The following is a 24,970-nucleotide window of genomic DNA, read 5'->3' on the forward strand; positions in this document are numbered from 1 at the left end:
ACTCTTCGTGCGCGCCCTGCCCGCGCAGCGCAACTTCCTGCTCGCCGCCGGGCTCGAACAGGCCCTCGACTACCTCGAGAACCTTCGCTTTCGCGAGGATGAGCTCGCCTGGCTGCGAGACAGCGGCCGCTTCCGCGACGACTTCGTCGATTGGCTGGCGGCTTTCCGCTTCAGCGGCGAGGTCCATGCGATGCGCGAGGGCACGGCCTTCTTCCCCGACGAACCGGTGCTGCGCGTCGAGGCACCGATCGGCGAGGCGCAGTTCGTCGAGAGCCGGCTGATCAACCTGATCAACTTCTCCAGCCTGATCGCCACCAAGGCGGCGCGCTGCGTGCTCGCCGCCCCGGGCAGGCTGCTGGTGGATTTCGGCCTGCGCCGCGCCCACGGCGCCGAGGCCGGGCTGCTCGCGGCGCGCGCGAGCTACCTCGCCGGCTTCGGCGGCACCGCCACCGTGCTCGCCGGCCAGCGCTTCGGCATCCCGGTGTTCGGCACCATGGCGCACTCCTACATCGAGGCGCACGCGCTCGAGCACGAGGCCTTCGAAGCCTTCTCCGCCTCCCAGCCGGCCAGCGTGACCTTGCTCATCGACACCTACGACACCGAGGCCGCGGCGGCGAAGGTGGTCGAACTCGCCCCCGCGCTGCGCGCCCGCGGCGTGCGCCTCGCCGCGGTGCGGCTCGACAGCGGCGATCTCGCCGAGCACGCGCGCCAGGTGCGCGCGATCCTCGATGCGGGCGGCCTCGGCGAGGTGCGCATCTTCGCCAGCGGCAACCTCGACGAGTTCCGCCTCGCCCGCCTGCTCGGCGAGGGCGCGCCGATCGACGGCTTCGGCATCGGCACCCACCTCACCACCTCGATCGACGCGCCCGCCCTCGACTCCGCCTACAAGCTGCAGGAATACGCCGGCCGCGGGCGGCGCAAACGCTCGGAGGGCAAGGCCACATGGCCGGGGGCGAAGCAGGTGTATCGCGCACTCGACGCCGACGGCCGCCTGGGCGGCGACCTCGTGGCGCAGCGCAAGGAAGCGGTGAGCGGGCGCGGCGAGCCCTTGCTCCAGCCGGTGATGCGCGACGGCAGACGCCTCGCGCCCGCCGAACCGCTGGCCGCCCTGCGCGAGCACGCCGCGGCCGAACTCGCCCGCCTGCCCGAGGCGCTGCGCGCGGCCGCGCCCGCTACGCCCTATCCGGTGGAGATCTCGCCCGGCCTGAGGGCGCTCGCGGCCGAGGTCGACCGCATGCCGCATTGAAGAACGGGCGCCGCCACGCCGCGAGGAGATTGCGGCGCCCGTCGCCGGCGCGCTGCGCCGGGGCAGCCGGGTCGGCCCGACCGCGGGTCTCAGCGTCCCGAGCAGTGCCCGCCCGAGGCCGCCTGACCGCTGCCGAGCGCGATCGGCGGCGGCTCCACGCGCACGCCGCTCGTGCTCGCGGTGTCGAGCGCGACCAGCGCAAGCACCAGCACCCAGAAGAGCAGATTGACGAGGCGGAAGATTCGCTTGCTGTCCATGTCCCCTCCTCCTCAGGCCGCGATGCGCCGACGCAGGCGCACGCCCAGGATCGAACCCGCGAAGGCGAGCGCGAACCACACCCAGCCATGCAGGCTGGCCGAGGCCACGCCGCCGAAGAAGGCGCCGACGTTGCAGCCGAAGGCCATGCGCGAGCTGTAGCCCATCACCAGCCCTGCAACGCTCGCCGCGATCAGCCGCTTCGCGGAGGGCGTGGTGAACATCGCCACGCCGTTCCAGCGCGAGGCGGCGAGCGCGCCATAGATCAGGCCGAGGTTGGTCACCGAGGTGACGTCGGCGAGCACCGGCTCGGCCAGCCGCGTGGCGTGCGGCGCCGCGCCCCAGAAGGCATCGCCCACCGGGCTCCAGCCGAGCGCGGCGGCGACCTTCGCGCCCCACACGCCGATGCCGTAGACGATGCCCCAGGGCTGGCCGGCGACCACCAGATGCGCGGTGTACAGCACCGCGAGCACCAGCGCGCCGATCCACCAGCGCCGGGCCCAGCCACCGTAGCCTGAGGCCGCGTCGAGCGCCTTCGGCAGCGCCTCGGGACGACCCGTGATGCGGGCACGCGCGTTCTGTCGCGCGCCGCGCGCCGCCAGCCAGGACACCAGGCCGCAGCCGAGCACGGTGAGCAGCAGCGCCACCGGCCAGCCGAAGCGCAGCAGGTCGACCGCCGGCAGGCCGCCGAGCGCGACCCAGCCCGGCTGATGCGAGGCGCCGACGAAGCTGCCGATGGCGAAGGTCGGCAGCACCGCCACCGACAGCGGCGCACCCGCACCGGCCTTATACAGCGTGCCCGAGCCGCAGCCGTCGGCGAGCTGCATCGCGGCGCCGAACAGGAAGGCGCCGAGCACCAGGCTGAAGGTGAGCGGCGCCACCGCGCCGACGAGCTCGCCCGGGTTGGCCGCCAGCAGCGGCAGGGTGAGCGCCGCCGCGAGCGCGAGCAGCAGCATCTGCGCCCACAGGCCCTGCGGGTCGCGGCGCTCGATGTAGTCGCGCCAGCCGGTGGTGAAGCCGAAGCGCGCGCCCTGCAGGGCGGCGCCGAAGCCGATGCCGAGCAGCGCGAGCAGGCCCTGGCGCACGCCGGCGGTGAGCATCACCGCGAACACGCCCGCCAGGCCGCCCGCCACCAGCAGGAGTCGGTTCATGAAACGCATCGTTCGGTTTCCTTCCCGCTCACCTGGCGAACGCGCGCTTGACGTCCTGCACCAGCGCACTCACGCGTGAGGGCTGGTTCTGCATCGGCAGCTCGCGTTGGCTCCACGCCACCACCGACTCGGGATAGAGCTTGACCTGCTCGTTGCCGGCGATCTCCGACATCACGAACCAGTTGGTCGCCGCCCAGTGGCCGGTGTTGCAGAAGGACACCGCCGGCGCGTCACCGATGCCCGCCTGCGCCACCAGCGCCTTCAGCTCGCTCGCCGGCTTCAGCGTGGTGCCGCCCTTGGGGAAGAACTGCGCGTTGTCGAAGGAGGTGGCGCCGGGCAGCGTACCGTAGCGGGCGGCCGCGTCGGTGCGCGCCTCGCCGCCGAAGAAGGACTTCGGCCGCGCATCGAGGAGGAGCGGGGTCGCGCCTGCCTGCACCGCCGCGGCGAGCTCCTGGGTGCTGACGATCTGCTCGTGGTCGTAGTGGTAGCTGAACTGTGTCGGGGTTACCGTCGGCGCCGTGGTCTCGAGTGCGCCGCCGGCCGCCTTCCACGCCTTGGTGCCGCCATCGAGGATGGACAGCCGGCTGAGGCCGCCGACCTTGAGCGTCCAGTAGACCCGCGCCGCGGCACCGAAGTCGGTGTGATCGGTGCCGCCATGCACCACCACCACATGGGTGTCGCGGTCGACGCCGGCGGCCTGCAGCAGCGCGCTCAGCGCGGCCTCGGCCGGCAGCGCGCCGGGATTGTCCTGCGGGCCGCGGTACTTGCCATAGGGGGTGTTGACCGCGCCCGGGATGTGCCCGCCGGCGTAGTCCTTGTCGGCGCGGATGTCGAGCACACGCACGCCCGGCTGGCCGAGCAGCGTGGCGAGATCCTGGGCGGAGAGCAGCGGCGAGACCGCCGCCGCGCTCGGCGCCGGGGCGGTCCGGGAAGCCGCCGGGGCGGCATGGGTGCTGGCCAGCGCCGGGGCGGCGAGCACGAGGCTGCCGGTGGCGAGGGCGACGGAGACGATGAGCTTCTTCAACATGAGATGGGCGTCCGCGAAAGTGCTTGATGGGAACCTGGGGCGCGCGGCCCGCAGGTCCAAGTGAGAACGATTCTAGGTCAGGCTTTTATCTCCTGGAATGCATTTCCAGGCACTTGTATATAGCCGTGAGTTACATGGCAGGCCATTCGTCGCGCTCGATCGCGCTTCACGCGGATCAGCGCCCCGCCAGCGGTGGCGGTGGGCCGCTTCACCGCTAGAATCCCGACTTTATGTTGACGAGATCCGGGATGCAGGGAGTGCGGGAAACGAGCGGCCCGACCCTTCTGGTCGTCGATGACGACCTCGTGGCCCAGGCCAGGCTGAACGCCTATTTCACCCAGGAGGGCTACCGTGTGCTGCTGGCGGGCGACGGCGTGGCCTTCTGGCAGGCGCTCGGCCGCAATCCGGTCGACCTGGTGCTGCTCGACGTCAACCTGCCGGGGCAGGACGGCCTCTCGCTCGCGCGCGACCTGCGCGCCCGCAATCCGTCGATCGGCATCATCCTCGTCACCAGCCGCAGCGATGACGTCGACAAGGTGGTCGGCCTCGAGGTGGGCGCCGACGACTATGTCACCAAGCCCTTCAACCCGCGCGAACTGCTCGCCCGGGTCAAGAGCCTGCTCCGGCGCACCGGCGAACATCGCCCCGCCGAGAGCGAGGGCGTGTTCGGCTTCGCCGGGTGGACGCTCGACCTGCCCAGGCGCCGCCTGTGCGACGCCGGCGGCCGCGAGCTGACGCTGACGCGCGGCGAGTTCGAGGTGCTGGCCCTGCTGGTGCGTCATCCCGGCGAGGTAATCGACCGCGACCGGCTGTCGCGGGCCGTGAGCGGCAGGGACTGGGCGCCGCAGGACCGCACGATCGACGTCCTCGTGCGCCGGCTGCGCGGCAAGATCGACGAAGGCCGCGCCGACTCGCTGATCGTGACCGTGCGCGGCGAAGGCTACCGGCTCGCGGTCGACAGCGAGCGGCGGCGGGCCTGAGGGTTCACGCCTCGGGCTCCTCGAGGCGGTGCAGCGCGACTTCCAGATGCTCGAGACTGTGCAGGTAGTCGTGTCGCAACGCCTCGGCCCGCGCCGCCAAGCTGGTACCCGCCGCGTGTGCGCGGAGGTCCTCTTCCAGCCGGCCCGCAGCGCGCCCCAGCCGCTCGAGTCCGAGATTGAAGGCCGCGCCCCGCAGCTTGTGCGCGAGCCGCGCGCAGTCCTCGGCCTGCCCCGCCCGCGCGGCGGCCAGCAGCGCCGCCGCCAGTTCATCGCCCTGGGCCCGGAACACGCGGGCGATCCCGGCCAGCACCGTCTCTCCGAGCGCCTCGCGCTCGGCGCGCAGGAAGGCCAGGCTCACCCATTCGACGGGCGCGTCAGCGGGCTGCGTGCCGGGCGCGTCGGCGGTTTCCCCCGCGTCCGCCGAGGTCGGGAATTCGCCGGTGCCTGCCGCCCCGGGCGTCGACAGCAGGCGCGCAAGCAAGGCCTGCAGCTGGACACGGGTGAAGGGCTTCGACAGGAACGCGCTGAACCCCGCATCGAGCAAGGCCTGCACCTCGTTCGCAGGAATGTGGGCGGACATCAGCACCACCGGCAGTTCGCGCCCGCCCGGCAGCGTGCGCAGGCGGGCGAGCAGCTCGCGGCCGTCGCCATCGGGGAGGTACATGTCGATCAGGGCGAGCGCCGGCCGCTGCGCCGCGAGCGCCTGCAGCGCCGACTGGATGTCGGTGGCGCACATCGGATGCTGACCGAGCCGCTGCAGGAAGCGCTCGACGACCATGCGATTGACCGCGTCGTCCTCGACCACCAGCACGGCGTGGCCGCGCTCGAGCGCATCGGCCTGCGCGCCGGTGGCGGCGGACGGCGCACTGGCCACCGGCGCAAGGCTCAGCTCGAAGCTCACCGTCGTGCCCCGCCCGGGCGCGCTGCGCAGCGCGATCTCGCCGCCGAGCGCCTGCACCAGACGCTTGCACACCGCGAGCCCGAGGCCGGTGCCCGCATGGTGGCGGCCGGTGTCGCGCACCTGGACGAAGGGCTCGAAGACTTCGCGCTGGCGCTCGGGATCGATCCCGATGCCGTGATCCTCGACCGCGAAGGCGAGCGCGCCGGGCGCGCTCCCCGCCGCGATGCGCACCGTGACCGCGCCTTCGTCGCTGAACTTGATCGCGTTGCCGACGAGATTGAGCAGGATCTGGCTCAGCTTGCGGCGATCGCCGAGCACGAGATCCGCTATCGCCGGCTCGATGTCGGCAACCAGCGCCAGGCCGCGCGCCGCCGCCCGCGAACCCTGCACCGCGAAGACGTCGTTGACCGCATCGCGCAGGCTGAACGGTGTGTTCTCGACATGAACCCCGCCCGCCTCGATGCGCGCGAAATCGAGCATGTCCTCAAGCAGCTCGAGCAGCAGCAGCGCCGCCGCGCGGATCTGGGCGAGGTACTGCTGCTGGCCAGGCGCGGGCTCGGCGTCCTCTAGCAGCTCGAGCAGCCCGAGGATCCCCGCCATCGGCGTGCGCAGCTCGTGACTGACGGTGCCGAGGAAGGCCGTCTTCGCGCGGTCGGCCTTCTCGGCGGCGATGCGCGCGTCGGCATGCTCAGCCATCTCGCGCGCAAGCGCGCCATTGCTCTGGCGCAACTCGGCGGTGCGCGCCGCGACCTCTTGCTCCAGCGCCGCCTGCTGCTGGCGCAGCGCCTCGGCGAGCCGGTCGCGTTCGATCGCGTCGTTGCGAAAGCGCTCGAGCGCGCGCGACAGTGAGGCGAGCTCGTCGTCGCCTGCAGTGTCGATCTTCACCTCGCGCCTGCCCGCGGCGAGCGCCAGGGTCGCCTCCTCGAGCGCGAGCAGGCGCCCGAGCGTGTGCCGGCGCAGCACGCGGCCGATGACCAGTGCGGTCACCAGCAGCAGCGCCGCGCCGATCACGCCGAAGGCCACCAGCCCCGAGGTGGCGCTGCGCTCGGCGGCCAGTCCGGCCGAGGCGAGAATGCGCCCGCCGCGGTGGATCAGTTCGCCGGCGAGCGCGTCGAGCTCGGTGGTGAGGGTGCCGACCTCGCCCTGCAGCGCGTCGCCGTGGGTGCGCAGCGCGAGCGCGTGGGCGCGCAGCGCGAAGGCGCCTGCCGGCGCCAGCGCCGCCCCCAGGCCATCGTGCAGCGCAACGCCCTGCGCACGGGCGACCGGGTCGCCAATGTCGCGCAGGCGGCGCGCGAGCAACGCGAGGCGCGCCCCGAACTCGCTGCGCGCGGCATCCAGCCGCTCGTCGGTGTCGAGCTCGTCGAGGCGGTCGACCAGGGCGCCGAGCGCATGCACGGTCAGGCTCAGTTCGTGCATGCGCTCCAGCGTATCGAGGTCGAGGTCGAGCAGGCGGTCGCTCGCCGCGGCGCGTGCCGCGCCTTCGAGCGCCCCGCCTGGCTGCGACGGCTGCATCAGCGCGGTGAGGGTCGACACCAGCAGCGCGGTGGCGTTGTCGGCCTGGGTCCCCGCAAGCGTCTCGAGGGCGTCGACCTGCGCGCGCAGCGTGCGCCCCATGGCGGCGAGGTCGTCGCGCAGCCGCAGCCGCTCGGCGATGGTGTCGGCCATCGCGCCAAGGCGGACAGCGAGCACTTCGCCGGTCGCCTGCAGGCGTGTGCGCAGTTCCGGCTCGACGTGCGGCGAATCGAGCGCGCCCAGGCGGTCGCGGATCATGGGCACGTCGGCCTCCAGCATCGCGCGCAGCTGCGCGAGCTCGGCGCTGGAGTCGGCGCGCGCCAGCCGCGGCGCGAGCGCCGCGAGGCGAGCGTTGCCGCGCACCGCCTCGTGCAGGGCGTCGGCGGCCGGCAGGGTGTCGCGGACGATCGCCTGCTGGCTGGCGACCACGCGCTGGAAGCTGATCCATCCCACCACCGCCACCATCACCGTGGCGAGCGCGCCCAGCAGCAGGCCGAGCAGCAGCCGCTCGCGCAGGCCGAAGCGGCGGGCGGGAACGGCTTTCACGTAAGATGGAGCGTCCATATCGGGGCGTGTTCCGCGCAGTTTCGCCTGACCCAATGATCAGCAACAAAATGGCTTCATCTTACCGGTGCCGCGCCGCCAGGGCATTGGGCACGCTCGCGCTCGCCGCGCTGCTGGCCGCCGCCTCCGCATCGGCGGCGGATCCCACGGCGGCGTGGCCGATCGAGCGCTGGGCGGGCGACCAGCGCGCCGCGACCGCGGCAGATGCGCCCGCGCCCGCGATGGCGCGGATCGCCGCCTCGCGTCCGTGGCAGGTGTGCGCCGTCTATCCGCATCTGAAGGACAGCTACTGGCTCGCGGTGAACTACGGCATGGTCGAGGAGGCGCGCGCGCTCGGGGTGGGCCTGCGCGTGCTCGAGTCGGGTGGCTACGCCGGGCTGGCGCGCCAGCGCGAACACGTCGCCGGCTGCCTCGCGGACGAGCGTGTCGACGCGTTGCTGGTCGGCACGGTGAGCCTTGCCGGCCTCGACGACCTGCTCGCGCCGGCGCGAACGCGCAAGCCGGTGCTGGCGCTGGTCAACGACATCGACGCCGACGTGGTGCGCGGCAAGGTCGGCGTGCCCTGGTACCAGCTCGGCGCGAAGATCGGCGGCTGGCTGGCGGCGCGCCACCCGGCCGGCTCGGCGCCGGTCGATATCGCCTGGTTCCCCGGCCTCGAGGACGCGGGCTGGGTGGACTTCATCGATCGCGGCTTCCGCGACGCCATCGCGGACAGCGCGGTGCGCATCGCCAGCGTGCGCTGGGGCGACACCGGGCGCTCGATCCAGCGCCGGCTGGTGGAAGAGGTGCTCGACGCCCACCCCCGGCTGGACTACCTGGTCGGCAACGCGCCGATGGCGGAGGCGGCGATCGCCGAACTGCGCCGGCGCGGGCGCGAGGACGAGGTCGGCATCGTCTCGTCCTACCTGACGCCCGGCGTCCACAGCGGCCTGCTGCGCGGTCGCATCCTGGTGTCGGTGACCGACTTCCCGGTGCTGCAGGGCCGGATGGCGATGCGGCAGGTCTTGCGGGCGCTCGAGGGACTCGCGATCGAGCCCCATGTCGGCCCCGCGGTCGAACTCGTCGACGCCGCGCGCCTCGAGCGCTTCCCGGTGGATTGGATGCTGCCGCCGGCCGGCTTCGTGCCGGTGTACGAAGTGGCGCCGACCCGGCCCTGAGGCCCGGTCGGCGCCGCGCGCTGGCCGCTTCAGCGGCCGCCGCTCACATCGGCTTGGCGTTCTTCTCGAGGAAATCGAGCACCAGGGCGCGTTCCTCGTCGGTCAGGCCGGCGCGCGGGAACATGCTCTCGGTGATGCCGTGCCACTGCTTCACGGTGAAGTCGGCCGGTTCGCGCGGCACGTGGCAGAGCGTGCAGCGCTGGTAGAAGAGCTGTTCGCCCGGCGTCATGCCTGCGGTCGAGGCCGCCTTCGCTTCGTGTGCGCGGTCGGTGAGCTTGAGCGCCGCCGCGTCGATGCGCGCGGCGGTGGTCTCGACCACCGGCGGCTCGTAGGCGCGGTTCGGCCCCTCGGCGTCGGTGCACTTGCGGAAGTACGCGAGGCAGGTGTTGGCGCTGGTGGCCTGACTGAGGTCGCTCGCCGCCACGCTGGTGGTCAGCACGTTGATCGCGCCGCTGTTGCAGCGGCCCTTGCTGTCCTTCGACAGCCAGGCGCCCTCGTAGATGCTGATCACGCCCTTCATGATGTCGGGCGACACCCGCGCACCGACGATCACCGCGCCCCGGTCATTGTAGACCTCGATCAGTTCGCCGTCCTTCACCCCGCGCTCGCGCGCGTCTTCCTCGCTGATGAGCGCGAACTCGCGGCCCTGGATGTTCAGGTGCTTCGCGCACTCGGCGTTGGCCATCTGCGAATGCACCCGCATGAAGGGGTGCGGGCTGACCACATGCACCTGGCCGGGCCTGGCGTTGCCGAGGAACTCGGCCGGCTCGAGGTACTTCGGGATCGGCGGGCATTCCTTCGTGCCGAAGCGCTCGAAGGCTTCGATGTAGAGGCCGATCTTGCCGGTGGCGGTGTGCAGCGGATTCTTCTCGGGGTCGGTGTAGAAGTCGCCGTGGCGCACCCAGCGCCGGGCCGCGTCGGGCACCGCCATCTCGGCGACGCCGGTTTCCCAGAACTCCTCGAACGGGATCGTGGCGTCGGTGTTGGCGTAGCTGTTCTTGACGATGTCGAACACCGTCAGACCTTCGGTGAAGCCGTACTCGACCCCGAACAGCTCGCCCAGGCGGCGGAAGATCTCGAAGTCGTCGAGGCTCTCGCCATAGGGCTGGATCACCTGGCGCATCGCCCAGATCTTGTCGTTGGCGTAGGTGCCGCCGCTGCTGATGTCGTTGCGCTCGAGCGTGGTGGTGGCCGGCAGCACGATGTCGGCGTAGCGCGAGGACGCGCACCACCACGGGTCCTGGTTCACCACGGTGTGCACCTTCTTCGCCATCGCCTCGATCAGCTCGTTGGTGTTCTGCTGGTGATGAACGAAGTTGTTGCCCGCGTTGTAGATCATGTGCACGTCGGGGTAGTTGAAGGTGGCGCCGTCCCGGGTATAGGGCTTGCCGGGGTTGAGCAGCATCTCCGAGATCCGCGAGGCCGGGCAGCGGCCCTTCGCCGGGTTGCGGCCCTGGGCGATGCCGACCGCGCTGCGCTTGCCCGACACCGGCATGCCGCCACCGCCGTAGTGCCAGGAAAAACCCACACCCTCGCCCGGCTTGCCGATCTTGCCGGTCATCGCGGCGAAGGCGATGATCGCCCAGTGGCTCATCTCGCCGTGGTGGGCGCGCTGCAGCGACCAGGCACCGGCGAACTGGGTGCGCTTGCTGGCGAACAGGTCGGCCATCTCGACGATCTTCGCCGCCGGAATGCCGGTGATCCGCTCGGCCCATTCCGGGGTCTTGGGCGGCGTACCGTCAGCATCCTTGCCGAGCAGATAGGGCAGGAACCTGTCGAAACCGACGGTGTACTTGTCCAGATAGGCCTGGTCGTACTTGCCGCTGGTGTAGACGTGCGAGCACATCGCGAGGAACAGCGCGGTGTCGGTGTTGGGGATGATCTTCACCCACTCCGCTTTCATGGCGTGGGCGGTGGTGGTGCGCTGCGGGTCGATCGCGATGAACTTCACGCCGGCGTCGCGGATCGCCTCCCAGCGCGGATACATCTGGTGGTCGGCCACGGTGTATTCGATGCGGTTGTTCTTCCACGGGTCGCAGCCGACGAGCACGAAGACCTCGGTGTTGTCGCGGATCACCTCCCACGCGGTCTGCGTCGAATAGACCTCCATGTCGCCGATGATGTGCGGCAGGCTGATCTGCGAAGCGCCGCCGGAGTAGTCGCCGGTGGTCACGCTGTGGCCGCCGATGAGACCGAACAGGCGGCCTTGCAGCACCTGCGGGCGCAGCACGCCGGCATGCGACCAGCCGCCGTAGGACGAGCTGAACAGCGCGTCGTTGCCGTGCTCCTCGATCGTGCGCAGGCTGGCGTCGGCGACCAGGGCGAGCGCGTCTTCCCAGGACACGCGCACGAAGGGCTCCTTGCCGCGCAGGTGCGGCTTGGTGTCGCCACGGGGATTGGCGAGATAGGAGCGGCGCACCATCGGGTACTGCACGCGGGTCGGGTGGTAGGTGCGGCTCAGCACACCCTCGAGCAGCATCTGCGTGGGCATCGGGTCGAAGTCCTTCAGCGGCTGCACACCGATCAGCACGCCATTCTTCACCACCGCCGTGAAAGGGCCGTAGTGGGTGGCGTGCGGAATCAGCACGGTGTCGGAAGCGAAGACTTCGTTGACGCCGAAGAGCTTGAGCCCGCCGCTGGCGACGGCGATGGCGGCGGTGGACTTGAGGAAGGCGCGGCGGCTGAGGGTCATGCGGTTCTCCTGGATCACGTTCGGGCCCGAAGGGCCGGAGGCGCTTGTCGAGCGTGATCTTCCTCGGCCACGGTTAACCGAGGCAGGAGAATTGCAAACGGCGGCTGTGGATCCGTTAATCGCGTTCACAAAGCCGGAGCCGCCCGGCACACGGTGCGGGGCGGCTCCAGTCGCGATCTCTCGGCAGTCTGCACCAGGCAGGCGGGCCGCTCAGCGTGAGCCGCCGCGCGGCCCCCGGCCGCCGGCGGGCCTGGTGGCGCTGCGCCCGCCCCGCGGCGCGGGTGCAGCGGGCGCCGGCTGGCCGCGCGGCGGGCGACGCTGAGCACTGGCCCTGCCCTGCCCGCCCGCCGCACCGGGCGCCATCGCCGCCGGCTGGTGGCGCGGCACGAGGCAGTTCGGCCCGTTGCCGATCAGCTCCGGGCGCCCCATGCGCATCAGCGCCTCGCGCAGCAGCGGCCAGTTCTCCGGGTCGTGCCAGCGCAGGAAGGCCTTGTGCAGCTTGCGGATCTTCCCGGCGCGCGCGGTCTCGACCGCCTCCGAATCCGCCGACACCTTCTTGAGCGGGTTCTTGCGCGTGTGGTACATCGTGGTCGCCAGCGCCATCGGCGTGGGCAGGAAGGTCTGCACCTGATCCAGGCGGAAGTCGTGGGCCTTGAGCCACAGCGCGAGGTTGAGCATGTCCTCGTCGGTGGTGCCCGGGTGCGCCGCGATGAAGTACGGCACCAGGTGCTGCTTCTTGCCCGCCTCCTGCGAGTACTTCTCGAACATGCGGGCGAAGGTCTCGTAGGTGCCGATGCCCGGCTTCATCATCTTCGAGAGGGTGTTCTCCTCGGTGTGCTCGGGGGCGATCTTGAGCAGGCCGCTGACGTGGTGGGTGACGAGCTCCCTGACGTACTCGGGCGAGCGCACCGCGAGGTCGTAACGCAGGCCGGAGCCGATCGTGATGCGCTTGACGCCCGGCACCGCCCTCGCCTTGCGGTAGAGCTCGACGAGCGAGGAATGGTCGGTGTTCAGGTTCTCGCAGATGCCCGGGTACACGCAGGACAGGCGCCGGCAGTTCTCCTCGATCGCCTTGCTCTTGCAGGCCATGCGGTACATGTTCGCGGTGGGTCCGCCGAGGTCGGTGATGTGGCCCTTGAAGTCGGGCGACTTGTCGCGGATCTCCGCAATCTCGTGGAGGATCGACGCGTGCGAGCGGCTCTGGATGATGCGGCCCTCGTGCTCGGTGATCGAGCAGAAGGTGCAGCCGCCGAAGCAGCCGCGCATGATGTTGATCGAGAACTTGATCATGTCCCACGCCGGAATGCGGGCATCGCCGTAGCTCGGATGCGGTGCGCGGGCAAACGGGCGGTCGAACACGAAGTCCATTTCCGGCGTGGTGAGCGGCACCGGCGGCGGGTTGATCCACACGTCGCGCGCGCCCGGCCCCTCGCCGTGGCGCTGCACCAGCGCGCGCGCGTTGCCGGGGTTGGACTCGAGGTGGAAGACGCGCGAGGCGTGGGCGTACAGCACCGCATCGTCCTTGACCTGCTCGTAGGACGGCAGGCGGACCAGGGTGTGGGCGCGCTCGGCGCGGCGCGCGGCCAGCCGTTCGGCCGCCGGCACGATGCGCACCGGCTGCGCGCCGTCGGCGGCGGCCTTCGGCGCGGCGGCGGCCGGCGCCATCGCGTAGGGGTCGGGGTGGGCGTCGATGCGGCCCGGCCGGTCGAGCGCGAGCGAATCGATCTCCTGCCATTCGTCCGCGGGCAGCCAGCCCGGCTTCACCATGAAGGCGGTGCCGCGCAGGTCGCGGATCGACTCGATCGGTTCGCCGGCCGCGAGGCGGTGGGTGAGCGCGATCAGCGCGCGCTCGGCGTTGCCGAACAGCAGGATGTCGGCCTTGGAATCCGGCAGCACCGAGCGGCGCACCTTGTCCGACCAGTAGTCGTAATGGGCGATGCGGCGCAGGCTGGCCTCGATGCTGCCGATCACGATCGGCGTGCCGGGAAAGGCCTCGCGCGCGCGCTGCGCATAGACGGTGACCGCGCGGTCGGGGCGCTTGCCGGCCTCGGCGTTGGGCGTATAGGCGTCGTCCGAGCGGATCTTGCGGTCGGCGGTATAGCGGTTGACCAGCGAATCCATGTTGCCGGCGGTGATGCCAAAATACAGGCGCGGCTTGCCGAGCGCGCGAAAAGGCTCGGCCGAGTGCCAGTCGGGCTGGGAGATGATGCCGACGCGAAAGCCGTGGGCCTCGAGCAGGCGGCCGATGAGCGCCATGCCGAAGCTCGGATGGTCGATGTAGGCGTCCCCGGTGACGAGCACGATGTCGCACGCGTCCCAGCCGAGCGCGTCCATTTCCTTGCGCGAGGTCGGCAGAAAGGGCGCGGCGCGATAGCCGGGCACGGCACGCTCGAGGATCCCGGCGCCCGCGGCGCCGGAGGGGGTGGTCGTGAATGCGTTCATATCGCCGCCATTGTACGGCGCCGGGGGCCGCGCCGCCGCCCGCCCCGCTCAGCCCATGCCGTGGCGCTTCATCCAGGTGCGGAACTCGACCTCCGAACCGCCGCGGCGCAGGCGCGCGAGCTGCAGCAGCATGTTCTCCACCATCGTGTGCGCGGCGATCGCGGCCATCATCTCGAGCCGCTCCTCGCTGCCGAGGCCGGCTTCGGCGAGGCGGTGGTCGAGCTCGCACAGGTGGGCGGCCATCAGCCGCCGCGCGCCCTCGGCATCGATCGCGAGGCGGTCGAAATCCGGCGGATCGGTCTGCTCGATCTCGCCGATCAGGCTCGCAAGGTGTTCGGGTGTCATCGCGCTCTCCTCCCGGGCTCGCATGCCGCTTCGACCGCGACTTCCCGCGCGAAGTGCCCGGGACGCCCCCTGTCCTGGCCGCGATCCGGCGCGAATGTTTGCGCGATGCGGGTGTCGTGGGCGGCGCGCCGGGTTAGGATTGTCCGCGGCGTCCGGCAGGCACAGGCTGCGGACACGGATCGACGAACCGAACGGGTGAGCACGAATGACCGAATACGACTATCTGGTGATCGGCGGCGGCAGTGGCGGCGTGGCGACCGCGCGGCGCGCCGCGGAGTACGGCGCGAAGGTGCTGCTGATCGAATCGGACCGCCTCGGCGGCACTTGCGTGAACGTCGGCTGCGTGCCGAAGAAGGTCATGTGGTACGCGGCCAGCATCGCCGACGCGCTGCGCGACGCGCCCGGCTACGGCTTCACCGTGGCCGGCCACGAGTTCGACTGGGCCACCCTCAAGCAGCGCCGCGACGCCTACATCGAACGCCTCAACGGGATCTACGCCGGCATGGTGCAGAAGGCCGGCGTCGACCTGGTGCACGGCTTCGCCCACTTCGTCGATCCGCACACGGTCGATGTCACCGGCCACCACTTCCGCGCCCGCCACATCGTCATCGCCACCGGCGGCCGGCCGAACGTGCCGCCGATCCCGGGCGCCGAGCTCGGCATCAGCTCGGACGGCTTCTTCGGCCTCGAGCAGCAGCCGCGCCGGGTCGCGGTGGTCGGCAGCGGCTACATCGCGGTGGAGCTCGCCGGGGTGTTCAACGCGCTCGGCTCCGAGGTCACGATGCTGGTGCGCGGCGACGTGCTGCTGCGCCCCTTCGACGCCCTCGTGCGCGAGGAGCTGATGAGCCAGATGCAGGACAACGGCGTCGAGCTGCGCCTGCACACGCAGGCGAAGGAGATCACCCGCAACGCCGACGGCAGCCTGAAGGTGGCGCTCGACGACGGCAGCAGCATCGAGGTCGACTGCCTGCTGTGGGCGATCGGCCGCCACCCCAACACCGACCGCCTCGAGCTCGATGCCGCCGGTGTCGAGCTGGGCGAGGGCGGCGTGATCCCGACCGACGCCTTCCAGACCACCAACGTGCCGCACATCCACGCGATCGGCGACATCACCGGCCAGGCCGAGCTCACCCCAGTGGCGATCGCCGCGGGCCGCCGGCTCGCCGCCCGCCTCTTCCGCGACCAGCCCGACAGCAAGCTCGAGTACCACACCATCCCCTCGGTGATCTTCAGCCACCCGCCGATCGGCACCGTCGGCCTGAGCGAGGACCAGGCGCGCAAGGAGCACGCCGAGGTCAAGGTCTACACCACCCGCTTCACCGCGATGTACAACGCGATGACCGAGCACCGCCCGAAGACCGCGATGAAGCTGGTGTGCGCCGGCCCCGAGGAACGCATCGTCGGCTGCCACGTCATCGGCGACGGTGCCGACGAGATGCTGCAGGGCTTCGCGGTGGCGATCCGCATGGGGGCGACCAAGGCCGACTTCGACGACACCATCGCGATCCACCCGACCAGCGCGGAGGAGATGGTGACGATGCGCTGAGGCGCGCGCCGCGCAGGAACGGTCCCGGGGCACCAAATCCGACCTCGAGGGTCAACGGTTCGCGGGCCTTGGGCCGCCTTTCCTCGACGCATGCGGCGCGAGGGTCGTGGCCGAAGGCCGAATCCCGATCGAGATCGAGAGGAGGAGACGACCATGACGCTACAGAACCTGCCCAAGATGTTCTATTCCTACTCGGAGGGCTGGCCGGACCTGATGCGCATGCATCCGTCGGTGATGAGGATGCTCACCTTCTACGTCCTGCCGATGTCGCTGATTCCGGCGGCGATGTTCGTGTATTCGATCTTCGTCACGCCGGGGGCGGTCTTCCCCGAGGTGGTCCCCGCCTTCAGCGGCGGCGAGGCCGCCACGCTCTTCGTCGCCTTCGTCGCGGTGCAGCTGCTGATGGTCGCGCTGATGGCCTCGATCATCCAGCAGATGGGCAACGTCGCCGGTGCCCAGCCCAGCTACCACGATGCCTTCATGCTCGCCGCGGTCGCCCCCACGCCGCTCTGGCTGGGCGCGCTGGTGCTGTTCATCCCTTCGATGTGGGCCGCGATCACCGCCATGGCGGTGGCGTGGGTGGGCTCGGCCGCGCTGATCTATCACGGCGTCGAGCCGCTGTTCAACCTCCAGGGGCACGACCGCGCCCGCCTGATGGGCAGCTTCGTGCTCGCCGCCGGTGTCGTCGCCTGGTGCGCGCTGATGGTGGTGCTCGCGCTCATGATGAGCATGATCATCGGCCTGCGCTGAGCGCGGACCCGTCCGCGGCCGCGCGCCCCGGATAGTCCTCGCGCCGGATCAGGAACTTCCAGGCAAAGGCCCCCCATGGCTCGCCGCGCCGCAGCGCGTCGATCATGCCGGGGCCGTCGTCGATCCAGCTCCCGCCCACCGCACTCACCCCGCGCGCGAACAGCGGATCGGGCAGGCAGCCCGCGCTCGGCCCGATCAGGGCCACGTAGCGCGCCCGCCGGCAATGCGCGAGCATGCGGTCGAGGCTGTCGTTGAGCAGCACCGTGCTGGTCGACAGCACCTTGTCGCACTGCTCGAGCTCGCGCGCGTCGAGCGTCACCCGGTAGCCGTCGAAGTCCCCCGCCCACGCCGGCTCGAGCTCCACCACGGTGAGCCTCGCCCCGGCGTCGACCACCCGCCGCAGCAGCGGGGTGAACAGCCCGATCATGCCGATGTGCTCGCCCGGGCGCGGGTCGATGCCGCCGATCGAATCCCCGCCGCGCGGCGGCCGGTAGCCCGCCCGGTCCAGCACCGTGCGCGACAGCGCATTGGCGGCGGCGAAGCCGAGCGTGCGCTCCGCCGCCCCACCCTTCACGAACTGCCGCGCCAGCTCGAGCGCATCCATCCTCGCCACCGCGCCCGCCGCATCGCCGTCGAGCAGGCGCGCCAGGCTGTCGTCGAGCAGCACGTAGGACAGGCCGATCGAACCGTCGTCGAGCTCGAGCGCGCAGAACTCGCCCGCCTTCGAGCCGATCGCCGATGGCGGCGGCAGGTGGAGGGCGCGGACCCGCGGGTTCGGGGCGGGCAGCGAGCGTTCGAGCAGGGAGATGAGGTCGGTGGCGAAGCGCATGGCGGGCGATGGCGAAGGGGGCACGGCGGGATCGATCATACCTGTGGAGGGGCGTCGGACGGCCGCCCGCCTTCCGCCAAGGCGCAATCGCGCGACGTGCGGTAGGAGCGGCAACCGCCGCGATCCCGCGGTGCCAGGTCGAGATGAGGTTCAGGTTCGCCACCCACGGACCCGGGCGTCCGCACCTGGCGTGCGGATGATGCTTCTTCTCTGCCGCTCGCGACACATTCGCCTTTAACTCTTTTGTCATATTGACGCAGCGGATATGCCTTTGCCATTATTCGGTCACTGAAACACATCGCGGGGGAACCGAACCATGGCATACAGCAAGCGCGTCGCCGCCCAGCTCGGGCAGGGCATGACCGAATACATCATCATCGTCGCGCTGATCGCGGTGGCGGCGATCGCGGTCTACCAATACTTCGGTCAGACCGTGCGCAACCAGACCGCGGCGATCGCGAGCGAAATCGCCGGTAGCGACGGCACCGCCGCCAAGAGCGCCGCACAGACCGCCGCAGGGAATTCAGCCACGCAGGCCAATCAGAAGCGCACCCTCGACAACTACACCGGTAACGTCGGCCGCTGAGGCGGCGGGCCGGTTCGACCATGACCATGCTGCCCCTCCTGCCACACCTGCACCCCGACGGCCGCTGGCGCTGGGTGGCGACGGGCGCGGCAGGCGGCCTCGGTCTCGCGCTCGCGCAAGCCCCGGTAGCCTGGTGGCCGGCCGCCCCCCTCGGACTCGCCGTTCTCGCCGGGATCGTGCTGCGTGCGCCGGGCCGAAGCCAGGCACTGGCGGGCGGCATCGCCTTCGGCGTCGGCGCCTGGCTGCCGGTGCTCGGCTGGCTGTATTCCGGGATCGAACCGGACCATGCGGCCTGGTTCGCCTACGGCGCACCGACCCTCGTGATCGCCGCCTTCGCCGCCGGTCCCGCAGCCTGCTCCCTCGTCGCCCACACCCTGCATGCCCGGCCGGCACTGACCGCCTGCCTGCTGTTGCCCGCGCTGTGGGCCGGAACCGAATGGTTGCGACAGCTTGGCAGCTTCCGCTTTCCCTGGGCGCCGCTCGGCCACACCCAGGTCGAGGCGCCGCTCGCCGGCCTCGCACCGCTCATCGGCGGCCTCGGCGTGGGCTTACTGACCGTGGCGCTCGGCGGGGCGATCGCGCTGATCTGCCTCGGGGGGTGCCGCACGCGGAAGGCCGCGGCCCTTTCCCTCCTCGCGATCCTCGCCGCCGCCGAACTCGCCGCCCGCATCGAATGGACGCGTCCGGCCGGCGCGCCACTGCGCGCCGCGCTGATGCAGGGCGGCTACGCGGGCAGCGAGAAATTCGATAGCGATGGTGTCGTCTCGGCACTGCAACGCTACGCCGAGTTCACGCTGCACAGCCGCGCAAGGGTAGCCATCCTGCCCGAGACCGCCTTGCCCCTGCTCGAGCACGAGTTACCGCCGGGCTACCTCGACGTCGTCGAGCGACGCGCGCGCGAACAGAACCGCGACGTGCTGCTCGGCCTCTTCCGCCGCACTGAAGACGATCCTCGGCGTCATCACAACTCTGCACGCATCGTCGGCGCCTCCGGCGCACAGACTTACGACAAGACGATCCTGCTGCCCTTCGGCGAGACGATCCCCGCCGCCGCCATCCTGCGGCCGCTGTTCGAGCGCATTGCGCGCGTGCCCATGCTCGACGCGGTGCCGGGTTCCCGGCTGCAGCCCGCGCCAGTCCTCGGCGGCATACGCATCGGCCTGCGCTTGTGCTTCGAGGACCTGTTCGGCGACGCAGCGCGCGAAGCGAGCGCAGCCGCGGGTTACCTCGTCGTCCTCTCCAACGACAGCTGGGACGGCAGCGATCTGCCGATGCATCAGCACCTGCCGGCCGCCCAGATGCGCGCGCTCGAGGCGGCAAAACCGCTGCTGCGGGTGGCGAACACCGGCTGGACCGCCTCGATCCGCGCCGACGGCCGGATTGACGCGGTCGTCCCCCCGCACCAGCCGGCAGTGCTCGAGACAACGCTGCAGCCACGTATCGGCATCACGCCCTACGTGCGCCACGGCGACGCGATCCCGCTCGGTCTCGCCGCGCTCGCCTTCTCCGCGTCCCTGTCGGCCCTGCCCGGGGCCCGGCACGGGCGCGCCCGTGACGCGCGGAGTGCCGCATGACCTTTCTGCGCCATACGTGCCGCCTACGCGCGGAGCGCGGTCAGGTGCTCGCCCTCGGCCTGTTCTTCCTCTTCGCCTGTGCCGCGGTCATGTACCTGATGTTCAACAGCGGTCGCGCGGTCGACGAGAAGATCCGTCTCACCAACGCGGCCGACGCCGTCGCCTACAGCGTCGCCCTGATGGAAACGCGTGCCCTGAACTACGACGCCTGGACCAACCGGGCAATCGTGGCCAACCAGGTGGCGATCGCGCAGGCGGTCGGGCTCGCGGCCTGGTTGCGCTACTTCGAGCGCGGCGTCGCCAATGCGCCCCTCCTCGCAAGTCTCTCCACGAGCTGGATCTACGAGCCCTCCGACTATCCTGACCTGCTGCGACTCGTCGCCGCCTTCGGCGGCACCGCGTATGCCAATGCCCTCGGTGGCCAGCCGATCGCCCGCGCCCTGCCCGCACTCGAGCGCAGCCTCGCCACGATCGTCGCCGCCCATGACGGCGCCGCTCATGCGCTGGCAGGCTCGCAGACCTTGCTCCACGCCAGCCTCGCGACCGGGGCCGCCCAGCAGGCGCTCGCCAGCGAACTTGTACGCCGCATCGACCCGGCGATGTCCGCCGAATTGATCCCGTCCAGCCACGGTTTCGCCAGTTTCACCCGCCGCTACGGTCGCAACGAGGCCGGAGGCGATCTGCGCGGCCGGCTCGCCGAGCTCACCACGCGCTCCCTCGACGAGTTCAGCCGCGACCGCCGCTGGTCGATCGGCGGTCCCGACATCTTCCCGCTGCAGCGCAACGTCGAGCTCAAGCGCCGCGGCGGGACCGAACTGATCGGCTTCGACCAGTGGCGCGCACTCGACACCCTGGAGCATGAGGGCCAGCGCCTGCGCAAGGGACGTTGGCGCTGGCAGCGCCAGTCGCTTGCCTGGAGCGCGGCGGAAACCGGTTCGAGCGAGGGCGGCCGCGGCGACCATGGCGGCAGCTATCGAGACAATCCGAAGACCTCGAAGGGCTATGCGGAGCCCTCGATGCGCGAGCTCGATCGTGTCGGCGCCAGCTTCACGGGGCTGCCCGCCACCCGCGGCCTCGCAGATCTCGCTGCAGGCTCCGAGACGAGCACCGGCCTCAGCCTGCGGGTAAGCAAGCCACGCCGCGCCCTGCGCCTGTCCGGTGGCAGCAGCCGGGTCGAGCCGAGTGGACGGCTGCACCAGTTCGACGCCACCGTTCCCGGGGACGAATTCGCTGCGCTCGCCCGCGCAGAGGCCTTCTTCGACCGCAGCAACGCGCGGACTGACGGCCGCACCGAGCTTCCCAGCCTGTACGCGCCCTACTGGCAGGTCCGGCTCGCGAGTCCGAGCGCAGCGGACCGTGCCTGGGCCGCGGCGCGCCAGGAAGGGGCGGTGCTGCCATGAGGCCGATCGCCCTCCCGCCTCGCCCCGGCACCACCACGCAGGACGGCCAGTCGACCGTGGAGTTCCTCGTCCTCGCCCTCGTGCTGGTGCCCTTGTTCGCGCTCGTGCCCATGCTTGGCAAATACCTCGACATCGCCCACGCCACCGAGCTCGCCGCCCGCTACCTCGCCTTCGAAAGCACGATCGCCCATGGCGCCGCGGGTTTCAAGAGCGAGGCCAGGCTCGCCGCCGAGGTACGCACCCGCTTCTTCGGCGCGAGCGACGCGCCGATCGAAAGTGGCGAGGGCAGGCGGGCCCCCACGGCCGCCCTCAACCCCCTGTGGACCGACCCGGACGGCACGCCCTTGCTGGACGACCCGGACACCACGGTATCGATCGCAGTGCGACGGGCCGGGCCCCTGATTCCGGAGGGAGCGCTGCTCGCCGGTGCGCACGGTCTCGACCTGCCGATGCGCAATGAGCACGCACTGCAGATCAACGTGCGACTGCACGATCTCGAAGCGCTGCCGCCGTTCGACCGCCTCGGGCTCGAGATCAGCCGCCATCAGCTGATCCTCGCCGACGGTTGGGCGACCGCGTCCCCCGCCGCGGTGGCCGCGGGCATCAGCAGTGCCGGCCCGCTCGTGTACCCGATCAGGTCGCTGAAGATGCTCGGCGAAACGGTGGGCACGCTGTTGCCCCCGCTGGTACTCGACCCGGCCCTCGCCGTGGACCGCGTCGACCCCGAGCTCGTCCCCTGCGACCGCCTGCCGGGAGCCTGCCGATGATCGCCTGTCGCAAGCTGCCCAGGCTGGCCCTGTCCCTCGCGCTGATGGCGCTCCTCGACCTCCCTGTCGCACAGCGCGCGATCGCCGCCAACGCCGAGCGACAAGGCGGGCAGATCGCCCTCCCGGCGGGCGCCGCCTCCTTCGAACTCGCCGACGAGGTCCGCATTGGCGCTCGCCCGACGCGCATCCGGCTGTTCCGGGTGGCGCAACCCCTTGGCACGGTGCAAGCCCACTTCCGCGAGGCGCTCGGCACCGCACGGATCGAAACGGAGCACGAGGGCTGGCGCCTGCTCGCAAGTCAGGACGGCGCCCATCTGATCGGCGTAAGGCTGCGCGCCACCGACCGTCACCACACCGAAGGCAGCGTGGCGGTCACCGAGTTCGGCGGCGCACCGTCGCGGCCGCTTGAGATCGTCCTGCCGGCAGCGAGCCGGCTGAGTGGCGACGTCGAGACCACGGACCGAGGTCGCAGCGCGCGCACGCTGGTGTGGCACAACCGCCACTCGATCGCACTCAACGTCGGCCACCTGCTGCGCCAGCTCAAGCGCCGCGGCTACCGGCCGGAGCGGGAGATCGCCATCGCTGGCGGGCGCAGCGTCTGGTTCGGCGGCGATGGGCGCGACGCGCTGGCGCTGGTCACCGGACGCGCCGGCGAGACCGTGGTTGTGCTCCAGCTGGTTCGTTACCGGGGAGAAGCGGGGTGAGCCACGCAGTCCGCGCCCGTACGCACACACCCTCGTCCTCCGCCCGCGAGCGCGCGCAGGCAATCCCCGAGTACCTGCTCGCGCTCGCCGTGGTCGTCGGCCTCTTTGGGCTGCCGTTTGGCGGCGAACCGCCCCTGATCGCGCAGTTCGCCGATGCCGTCGGCACTGGCTTCGCGCGCTTCCTCCACGCTCTTGCCCTGCCGCTATGAATCCGTCATGAAACTAAAGCTCGCCCTGAACCGCAACTGGATCACCCTCGCCGTCGCCGCGCTGCTCGGACTCGCCGCCGCCTGGCTGGCGATGCGCCATGTCGAACAGCGCGTCGCCGACATCGAACAGCAGGCGCGCCAGCCGATGGCGCAGGCCGTGGTCGCCCGCGAGACCCTCGCCGCTGGCGCCCGGGTCACCCACGACAACGTCGCGGTGCGCGAGGTGCCGCGCGAATGGCTCCACTCGGCGGCCATCACGCCGGAGCAGTTCGACCGCGCGGCCGGTGCCGCGCTCGCTTTCCCCGCGCGCGGCGGCGAACCCTTGCTGTGGTCGCAGCTCAAGGGCGAACGGGCCGCGCGTTTTTCGGCGCGCCTTGCGCCCGGACGGCGCGCGGTCACGGTGCCGGTCGATCAGCTCAGCTCGATCTCCGGCCTGCTCGAACCGGGGGACGTCATCGACCTCGTGCTCGACGTGGCCAAGGATGGCCGGCGCTTCAGCTTTCCCCTGCTGCAGGAGGTCAGCGTGCTCGCCACCGGCTCCCGCGTCGGCGGTGCCGAGTCCGGCGAAGCCGATTTCACCACCATCACCCTCGAGCTCGACCCCGACCAGGCGGGCAGGCTTCTCGCCGCCCGCAGCGTGGGCAGCCTGAGCGCCGTGCTGCGGCCGCCTGGCGACCGACACCATGCGGCGCGTCCGCGCGGCGATGCTTTCGCGCTGCTCGGGCTGGACGATCCGCCATCAGCACCCCCTCCCTCCGTGCCCGTCATCTACGGCGGCCGAGGCGGACCCATTGCCGAGGGCAATACCCCCCTTTCGCCGGGTCGCTTCGCACAAGCGCTCTCAGAGCTTCTCTCCGACCGCGCCTCTCCAACCCCTGTCGCTCTGGAGACCGACGAACGATGACCCGCCGCAGCCGGGCGCTGATCGCGCTCACCCTTCCCCTCCTGCTCGTCGCTCCCGCCCTGCCCGCCACCGCGAGCACGACGTCTTCCGGCGTCGTGCCCTTCGACCTCCGCCCCGCCCGCGGCGAGTCCGCCCTCGCAGAAGTGCAGATGTTCGCCGGCGAAACCCGCGTATTGCCGCAACGCAATGCGGAACGACTGGCTGTCGGCGACGGCAAGGTGCTTTCCGCGGCGGTGCTCGACGAGCGTGAGATCCTGCTGATCGCCAACGCCGCCGGCGACACCATGCTCCACGTGTGGACGCGCGACGGACGCAGCCAGCGCATGAAGATCACCGTGCGCCAGCACGACATGGGCCGGCTCGCGCGCGATCTGCATGCCTTTCTCGACAGCATCCCCAACGTGCGCAGCCGCCCCCTCGGCGACCATCTCGTCATCGAAGGCGAGAACATCTCGGACGCGGACCGCGACAGGATCGCCGAGATCGTCAAGCGCTTTCCCCAGGTCATCGACTTCACCAGCCGCGTCGGCTTCGATCGCATGTTCGCCTTCGATGTCCACTTCGTCGAGATCTCGCGCAACGGACTGGAAGACCTCGGCATCGACTGGACCAGCCAGGGCAAACCGCTGCTCGGGCTCGACATCGTCGGCGACCTGTACCACGACAACCGGACCGGGGCGGACCTGTCCCGAGTGCTCGAGGACGGCGACGCGCGCACCGAAATCAGCATCGACGGCCAGCGTCTGAGGCCGTTCTCGAGCCGCTTCAGCCTCGTCGGCTCGCTCGTCGGGCGGCTCAACCTGCTCGCCCAGAAGGGGGATGCGGTGATCCTCGCCCAGCCCCGCCTCGCCGCACGCAACCGCGGCACGGCCAACTTCCTCGCCGGCGGCGAGATCCCGATCGCGACCGCCTCGGCCACCGGCACGCCGAACATCGAGTTCAAGGAATATGGCATTCGCCTCGAGATCATCGAGCCGGTCGCCGACGATTCCGGCACGATCCGCGCGCGCATCAAGACGGAGGTCAGCTCGCTCGACCGCAGCGTCAGCGTGATGGGCGTTCCCGGCCTGCTCTCGCGCCGCACCGAGACCGAGTTCAACCTGCGCGAGGGCGAGACCCTGGTGCTCTCGGGCGTGATCAACCAGGAGCAGGCGAACGATGTCAGCGCCGTCCCCTACCTCGGCCGGATGCCGGTGCTCGGCAGCCTGTTCCGCTCGAAGCGCTTCCAGAACCGCGAGAGTGAGCTCGTCGTCTTCCTCACCCCTTGGTCGGTCAAGCCGGGCGAGATCGGCTCCGACCCGCGCGCGACCGCGCTGCGCGAGCGCGCCGAGCGCCGCCTTGCCGCACCGACGCCGCCCGATCGCGGCGCCCGGCCCATTCACGACCCTTTCGGGAACATCTACGCGCCCTGAGTGGCGAGCGAGGCCAG

21 protein-coding genes are annotated in these 24,970 nt (G+C 71.1%); 13 read left to right on the forward strand and 8 right to left on the reverse strand.

Features of this window, described 5'->3' with window-relative positions; translation table 11 throughout:
• Positions 1-1,246, forward strand: a 1,246-nt coding sequence (locus BB334_RS06295; RefSeq protein ID WP_083200324.1) for a nicotinate phosphoribosyltransferase, incomplete at its 5' end; no start/stop codon positions are given.
• Positions 1,247-1,335: 89 nt separating this feature from the next.
• Here BB334_RS06295 and BB334_RS18420 read toward each other — a convergent pair.
• From BB334_RS18420 to BB334_RS06305, 3 genes are read right to left on the reverse strand one after another with little or no spacing between them, the layout of a single operon-like run.
• Entirely contained in the window at positions 1,336-1,503 is a 168-nt protein-coding gene (locus BB334_RS18420) for a hypothetical protein (protein ID WP_198531189.1), read from the reverse strand.
• 12 nt (positions 1,504-1,515) lie between these two features.
• The gene (locus tag BB334_RS06300; RefSeq protein WP_068806222.1) at positions 1,516-2,652 is read right to left on the reverse strand and encodes a YeeE/YedE family protein; all 1,137 of its coding nucleotides are present in this window, start codon (positions 2,650-2,652) and stop codon (positions 1,516-1,518) included.
• Positions 2,653-2,680: 28 nt separating this feature from the next.
• Positions 2,681-3,679, reverse strand: coding sequence for a sulfurtransferase (locus BB334_RS06305; protein WP_068805818.1), 999 nt, complete (start codon positions 3,677-3,679; stop codon positions 2,681-2,683).
• Between the two features lie 248 nt (positions 3,680-3,927).
• Between BB334_RS06305 and BB334_RS06310 the strand changes: the two genes are divergently transcribed.
• Positions 3,928-4,659: a response regulator gene (locus tag BB334_RS06310; RefSeq protein WP_068805821.1), complete on the forward strand. Its 732-nt coding sequence runs from the start codon at positions 3,928-3,930 to the stop codon at positions 4,657-4,659.
• Positions 4,660-4,663: 4 nt separating this feature from the next.
• Here BB334_RS06310 and BB334_RS06315 read toward each other — a convergent pair whose 3' ends face one another.
• Positions 4,664-7,618, reverse strand: coding sequence for an ATP-binding protein (locus tag BB334_RS06315; RefSeq protein ID WP_232756662.1), 2,955 nt, complete (start codon positions 7,616-7,618; stop codon positions 4,664-4,666).
• A 68-nt stretch (positions 7,619-7,686) separates the two neighbouring features.
• Between BB334_RS06315 and torT the strand changes: the two genes are divergently transcribed.
• On the forward strand, positions 7,687-8,793 hold the full coding sequence (gene torT / locus BB334_RS06320; protein WP_068806225.1) for a TMAO reductase system periplasmic protein TorT: 1,107 nt from the start codon (positions 7,687-7,689) through the stop codon (positions 8,791-8,793).
• Positions 8,794-8,836: 43 nt separating this feature from the next.
• Here the strand turns inward: torT and BB334_RS06325 are convergent, their stop codons facing one another.
• The 3 genes from BB334_RS06325 to BB334_RS06335 all read right to left on the reverse strand — a co-directional run bounded on the left by BB334_RS06325 (position 8,837) and on the right by BB334_RS06335 (position 14,272).
• The gene (locus BB334_RS06325; RefSeq protein ID WP_068805827.1) at positions 8,837-11,485 is read right to left on the reverse strand and encodes a molybdopterin-dependent oxidoreductase; all 2,649 of its coding nucleotides are present in this window, start codon (positions 11,483-11,485) and stop codon (positions 8,837-8,839) included.
• A 210-nt stretch (positions 11,486-11,695) separates the two neighbouring features.
• Positions 11,696-13,819 carry a YgiQ family radical SAM protein gene (locus tag BB334_RS06330; RefSeq protein ID WP_068806227.1) on the reverse strand — a complete coding sequence of 708 codons (2,124 nt, stop codon included), beginning with the start codon at positions 13,817-13,819 and terminating at the stop codon, positions 11,696-11,698.
• Between the two features lie 156 nt (positions 13,820-13,975).
• Entirely contained in the window at positions 13,976-14,272 is a 297-nt protein-coding gene (locus BB334_RS06335) for a hypothetical protein (protein ID WP_068805830.1), read from the reverse strand.
• A gap of 205 nt (positions 14,273-14,477) precedes the next feature.
• Between BB334_RS06335 and gorA the strand changes: the two genes are divergently transcribed.
• Both gorA and BB334_RS06345 read left to right on the forward strand, forming a co-directional pair.
• Positions 14,478-15,818 (forward strand): glutathione-disulfide reductase, encoded by a 1,341-nt coding sequence (gene gorA, locus BB334_RS06340; protein WP_068805833.1) that lies wholly within the window; start codon positions 14,478-14,480, stop codon positions 15,816-15,818.
• 153 nt (positions 15,819-15,971) lie between these two features.
• A complete protein-coding gene (locus tag BB334_RS06345) occupies positions 15,972-16,568 on the forward strand; it encodes a Yip1 family protein (protein WP_068805836.1) in 597 nt (198 codons plus the stop codon).
• Here BB334_RS06345 and BB334_RS06350 read toward each other — a convergent pair.
• On the reverse strand, positions 16,552-17,421 hold the full coding sequence (locus BB334_RS06350) for a Rossmann-like domain-containing protein (RefSeq protein ID WP_232756663.1): 870 nt from the start codon (positions 17,419-17,421) through the stop codon (positions 16,552-16,554). The two genes, BB334_RS06345 and BB334_RS06350, sit on opposite strands and share 17 nt — an antisense overlap.
• Before the next feature lie 292 nt (positions 17,422-17,713).
• Between BB334_RS06350 and BB334_RS06355 the strand changes: the two genes are divergently transcribed.
• The 8 genes from BB334_RS06355 to BB334_RS06390 are packed head-to-tail and all read left to right on the forward strand — an operon-like array spanning position 17,714 to position 24,953.
• Complete coding sequence (locus tag BB334_RS06355; RefSeq protein WP_068805839.1) at positions 17,714-17,983, forward strand: hypothetical protein; 270 nt, start codon at positions 17,714-17,716, stop codon at positions 17,981-17,983.
• A gap of 20 nt (positions 17,984-18,003) precedes the next feature.
• Complete coding sequence (gene lnt, locus BB334_RS06360) at positions 18,004-19,557, forward strand: apolipoprotein N-acyltransferase (protein ID WP_068805844.1); 1,554 nt, start codon at positions 18,004-18,006, stop codon at positions 19,555-19,557.
• Positions 19,554-20,957: a hypothetical protein gene (locus tag BB334_RS06365; protein WP_068805847.1), complete on the forward strand. Its 1,404-nt coding sequence runs from the start codon at positions 19,554-19,556 to the stop codon at positions 20,955-20,957. Before lnt ends, BB334_RS06365 begins: the two co-directional genes overlap by 4 nt.
• Complete coding sequence (locus tag BB334_RS06370) at positions 20,954-21,724, forward strand: hypothetical protein (RefSeq protein WP_068805850.1); 771 nt, start codon at positions 20,954-20,956, stop codon at positions 21,722-21,724. Before BB334_RS06365 ends, BB334_RS06370 begins: the two co-directional genes overlap by 4 nt.
• The gene (locus tag BB334_RS06375; RefSeq protein WP_068805853.1) at positions 21,721-22,428 is read left to right on the forward strand and encodes a hypothetical protein; all 708 of its coding nucleotides are present in this window, start codon (positions 21,721-21,723) and stop codon (positions 22,426-22,428) included. Before BB334_RS06370 ends, BB334_RS06375 begins: the two co-directional genes overlap by 4 nt.
• Positions 22,425-22,637, forward strand: a complete 213-nt coding sequence (locus BB334_RS06380) for a hypothetical protein (protein ID WP_068805856.1) — start codon at positions 22,425-22,427, stop codon at positions 22,635-22,637. The genes BB334_RS06375 and BB334_RS06380 overlap by 4 nt, the downstream gene beginning before the upstream one ends.
• Positions 22,638-22,644: 7 nt before the next feature.
• Positions 22,645-23,541 (forward strand): Flp pilus assembly protein CpaB, encoded by an 897-nt coding sequence (cpaB, locus tag BB334_RS06385; RefSeq protein WP_068805859.1) that lies wholly within the window; start codon positions 22,645-22,647, stop codon positions 23,539-23,541.
• Entirely contained in the window at positions 23,538-24,953 is a 1,416-nt protein-coding gene (locus BB334_RS06390) for a type II and III secretion system protein family protein (protein WP_083200308.1), read from the forward strand. The genes cpaB and BB334_RS06390 overlap by 4 nt, the downstream gene beginning before the upstream one ends.
• The last annotated feature ends 17 nt before the right edge of the window (positions 24,954-24,970 follow it).

Origin of the sequence: Thauera phenolivorans, assembly GCF_001696715.1 — a bacterium.
Taxonomy (GTDB): domain Bacteria; phylum Pseudomonadota; class Gammaproteobacteria; order Burkholderiales; family Rhodocyclaceae; genus Thauera; species Thauera phenolivorans.

Coding starts and splice junctions, on each gene's coding strand:
- lnt (WP_068805844.1), top strand. CDS start 18,004: ATGACCATGCTGCCCCTCCTGCCACACCTGCACCCCGACGGCCGCTGG.
- BB334_RS06355 (WP_068805839.1), top strand. CDS start 17,714: ATGGCATACAGCAAGCGCGTCGCCGCCCAGCTCGGGCAGGGCATGACC.
- BB334_RS06330 (WP_068806227.1), bottom strand. CDS start 13,819: ATGGACGCGCTCGGCTGGGACGCGTGCGACATCGTGCTCGTCACCGGG.
- BB334_RS06300 (WP_068806222.1), bottom strand. CDS start 2,652: ATGAACCGACTCCTGCTGGTGGCGGGCGGCCTGGCGGGCGTGTTCGCG.
- BB334_RS06370 (WP_068805850.1), top strand. CDS start 20,954: ATGAGGCCGATCGCCCTCCCGCCTCGCCCCGGCACCACCACGCAGGAC.
- BB334_RS06365 (WP_068805847.1), top strand. CDS start 19,554: ATGACCTTTCTGCGCCATACGTGCCGCCTACGCGCGGAGCGCGGTCAG.
- torT (WP_068806225.1), top strand. CDS start 7,687: ATGGCTTCATCTTACCGGTGCCGCGCCGCCAGGGCATTGGGCACGCTC.
- BB334_RS06375 (WP_068805853.1), top strand. CDS start 21,721: ATGATCGCCTGTCGCAAGCTGCCCAGGCTGGCCCTGTCCCTCGCGCTG.
- BB334_RS18420 (WP_198531189.1), bottom strand. CDS start 1,503: ATGGACAGCAAGCGAATCTTCCGCCTCGTCAATCTGCTCTTCTGGGTG.
- BB334_RS06325 (WP_068805827.1), bottom strand. CDS start 11,485: ATGACCCTCAGCCGCCGCGCCTTCCTCAAGTCCACCGCCGCCATCGCC.
- BB334_RS06335 (WP_068805830.1), bottom strand. CDS start 14,272: ATGACACCCGAACACCTTGCGAGCCTGATCGGCGAGATCGAGCAGACC.
- cpaB (WP_068805859.1), top strand. CDS start 22,645: ATGAAACTAAAGCTCGCCCTGAACCGCAACTGGATCACCCTCGCCGTC.
- BB334_RS06390 (WP_083200308.1), top strand. CDS start 23,538: ATGACCCGCCGCAGCCGGGCGCTGATCGCGCTCACCCTTCCCCTCCTG.
- BB334_RS06305 (WP_068805818.1), bottom strand. CDS start 3,679: ATGTTGAAGAAGCTCATCGTCTCCGTCGCCCTCGCCACCGGCAGCCTC.
- BB334_RS06345 (WP_068805836.1), top strand. CDS start 15,972: ATGACGCTACAGAACCTGCCCAAGATGTTCTATTCCTACTCGGAGGGC.
- gorA (WP_068805833.1), top strand. CDS start 14,478: ATGACCGAATACGACTATCTGGTGATCGGCGGCGGCAGTGGCGGCGTG.
- BB334_RS06310 (WP_068805821.1), top strand. CDS start 3,928: ATGCAGGGAGTGCGGGAAACGAGCGGCCCGACCCTTCTGGTCGTCGAT.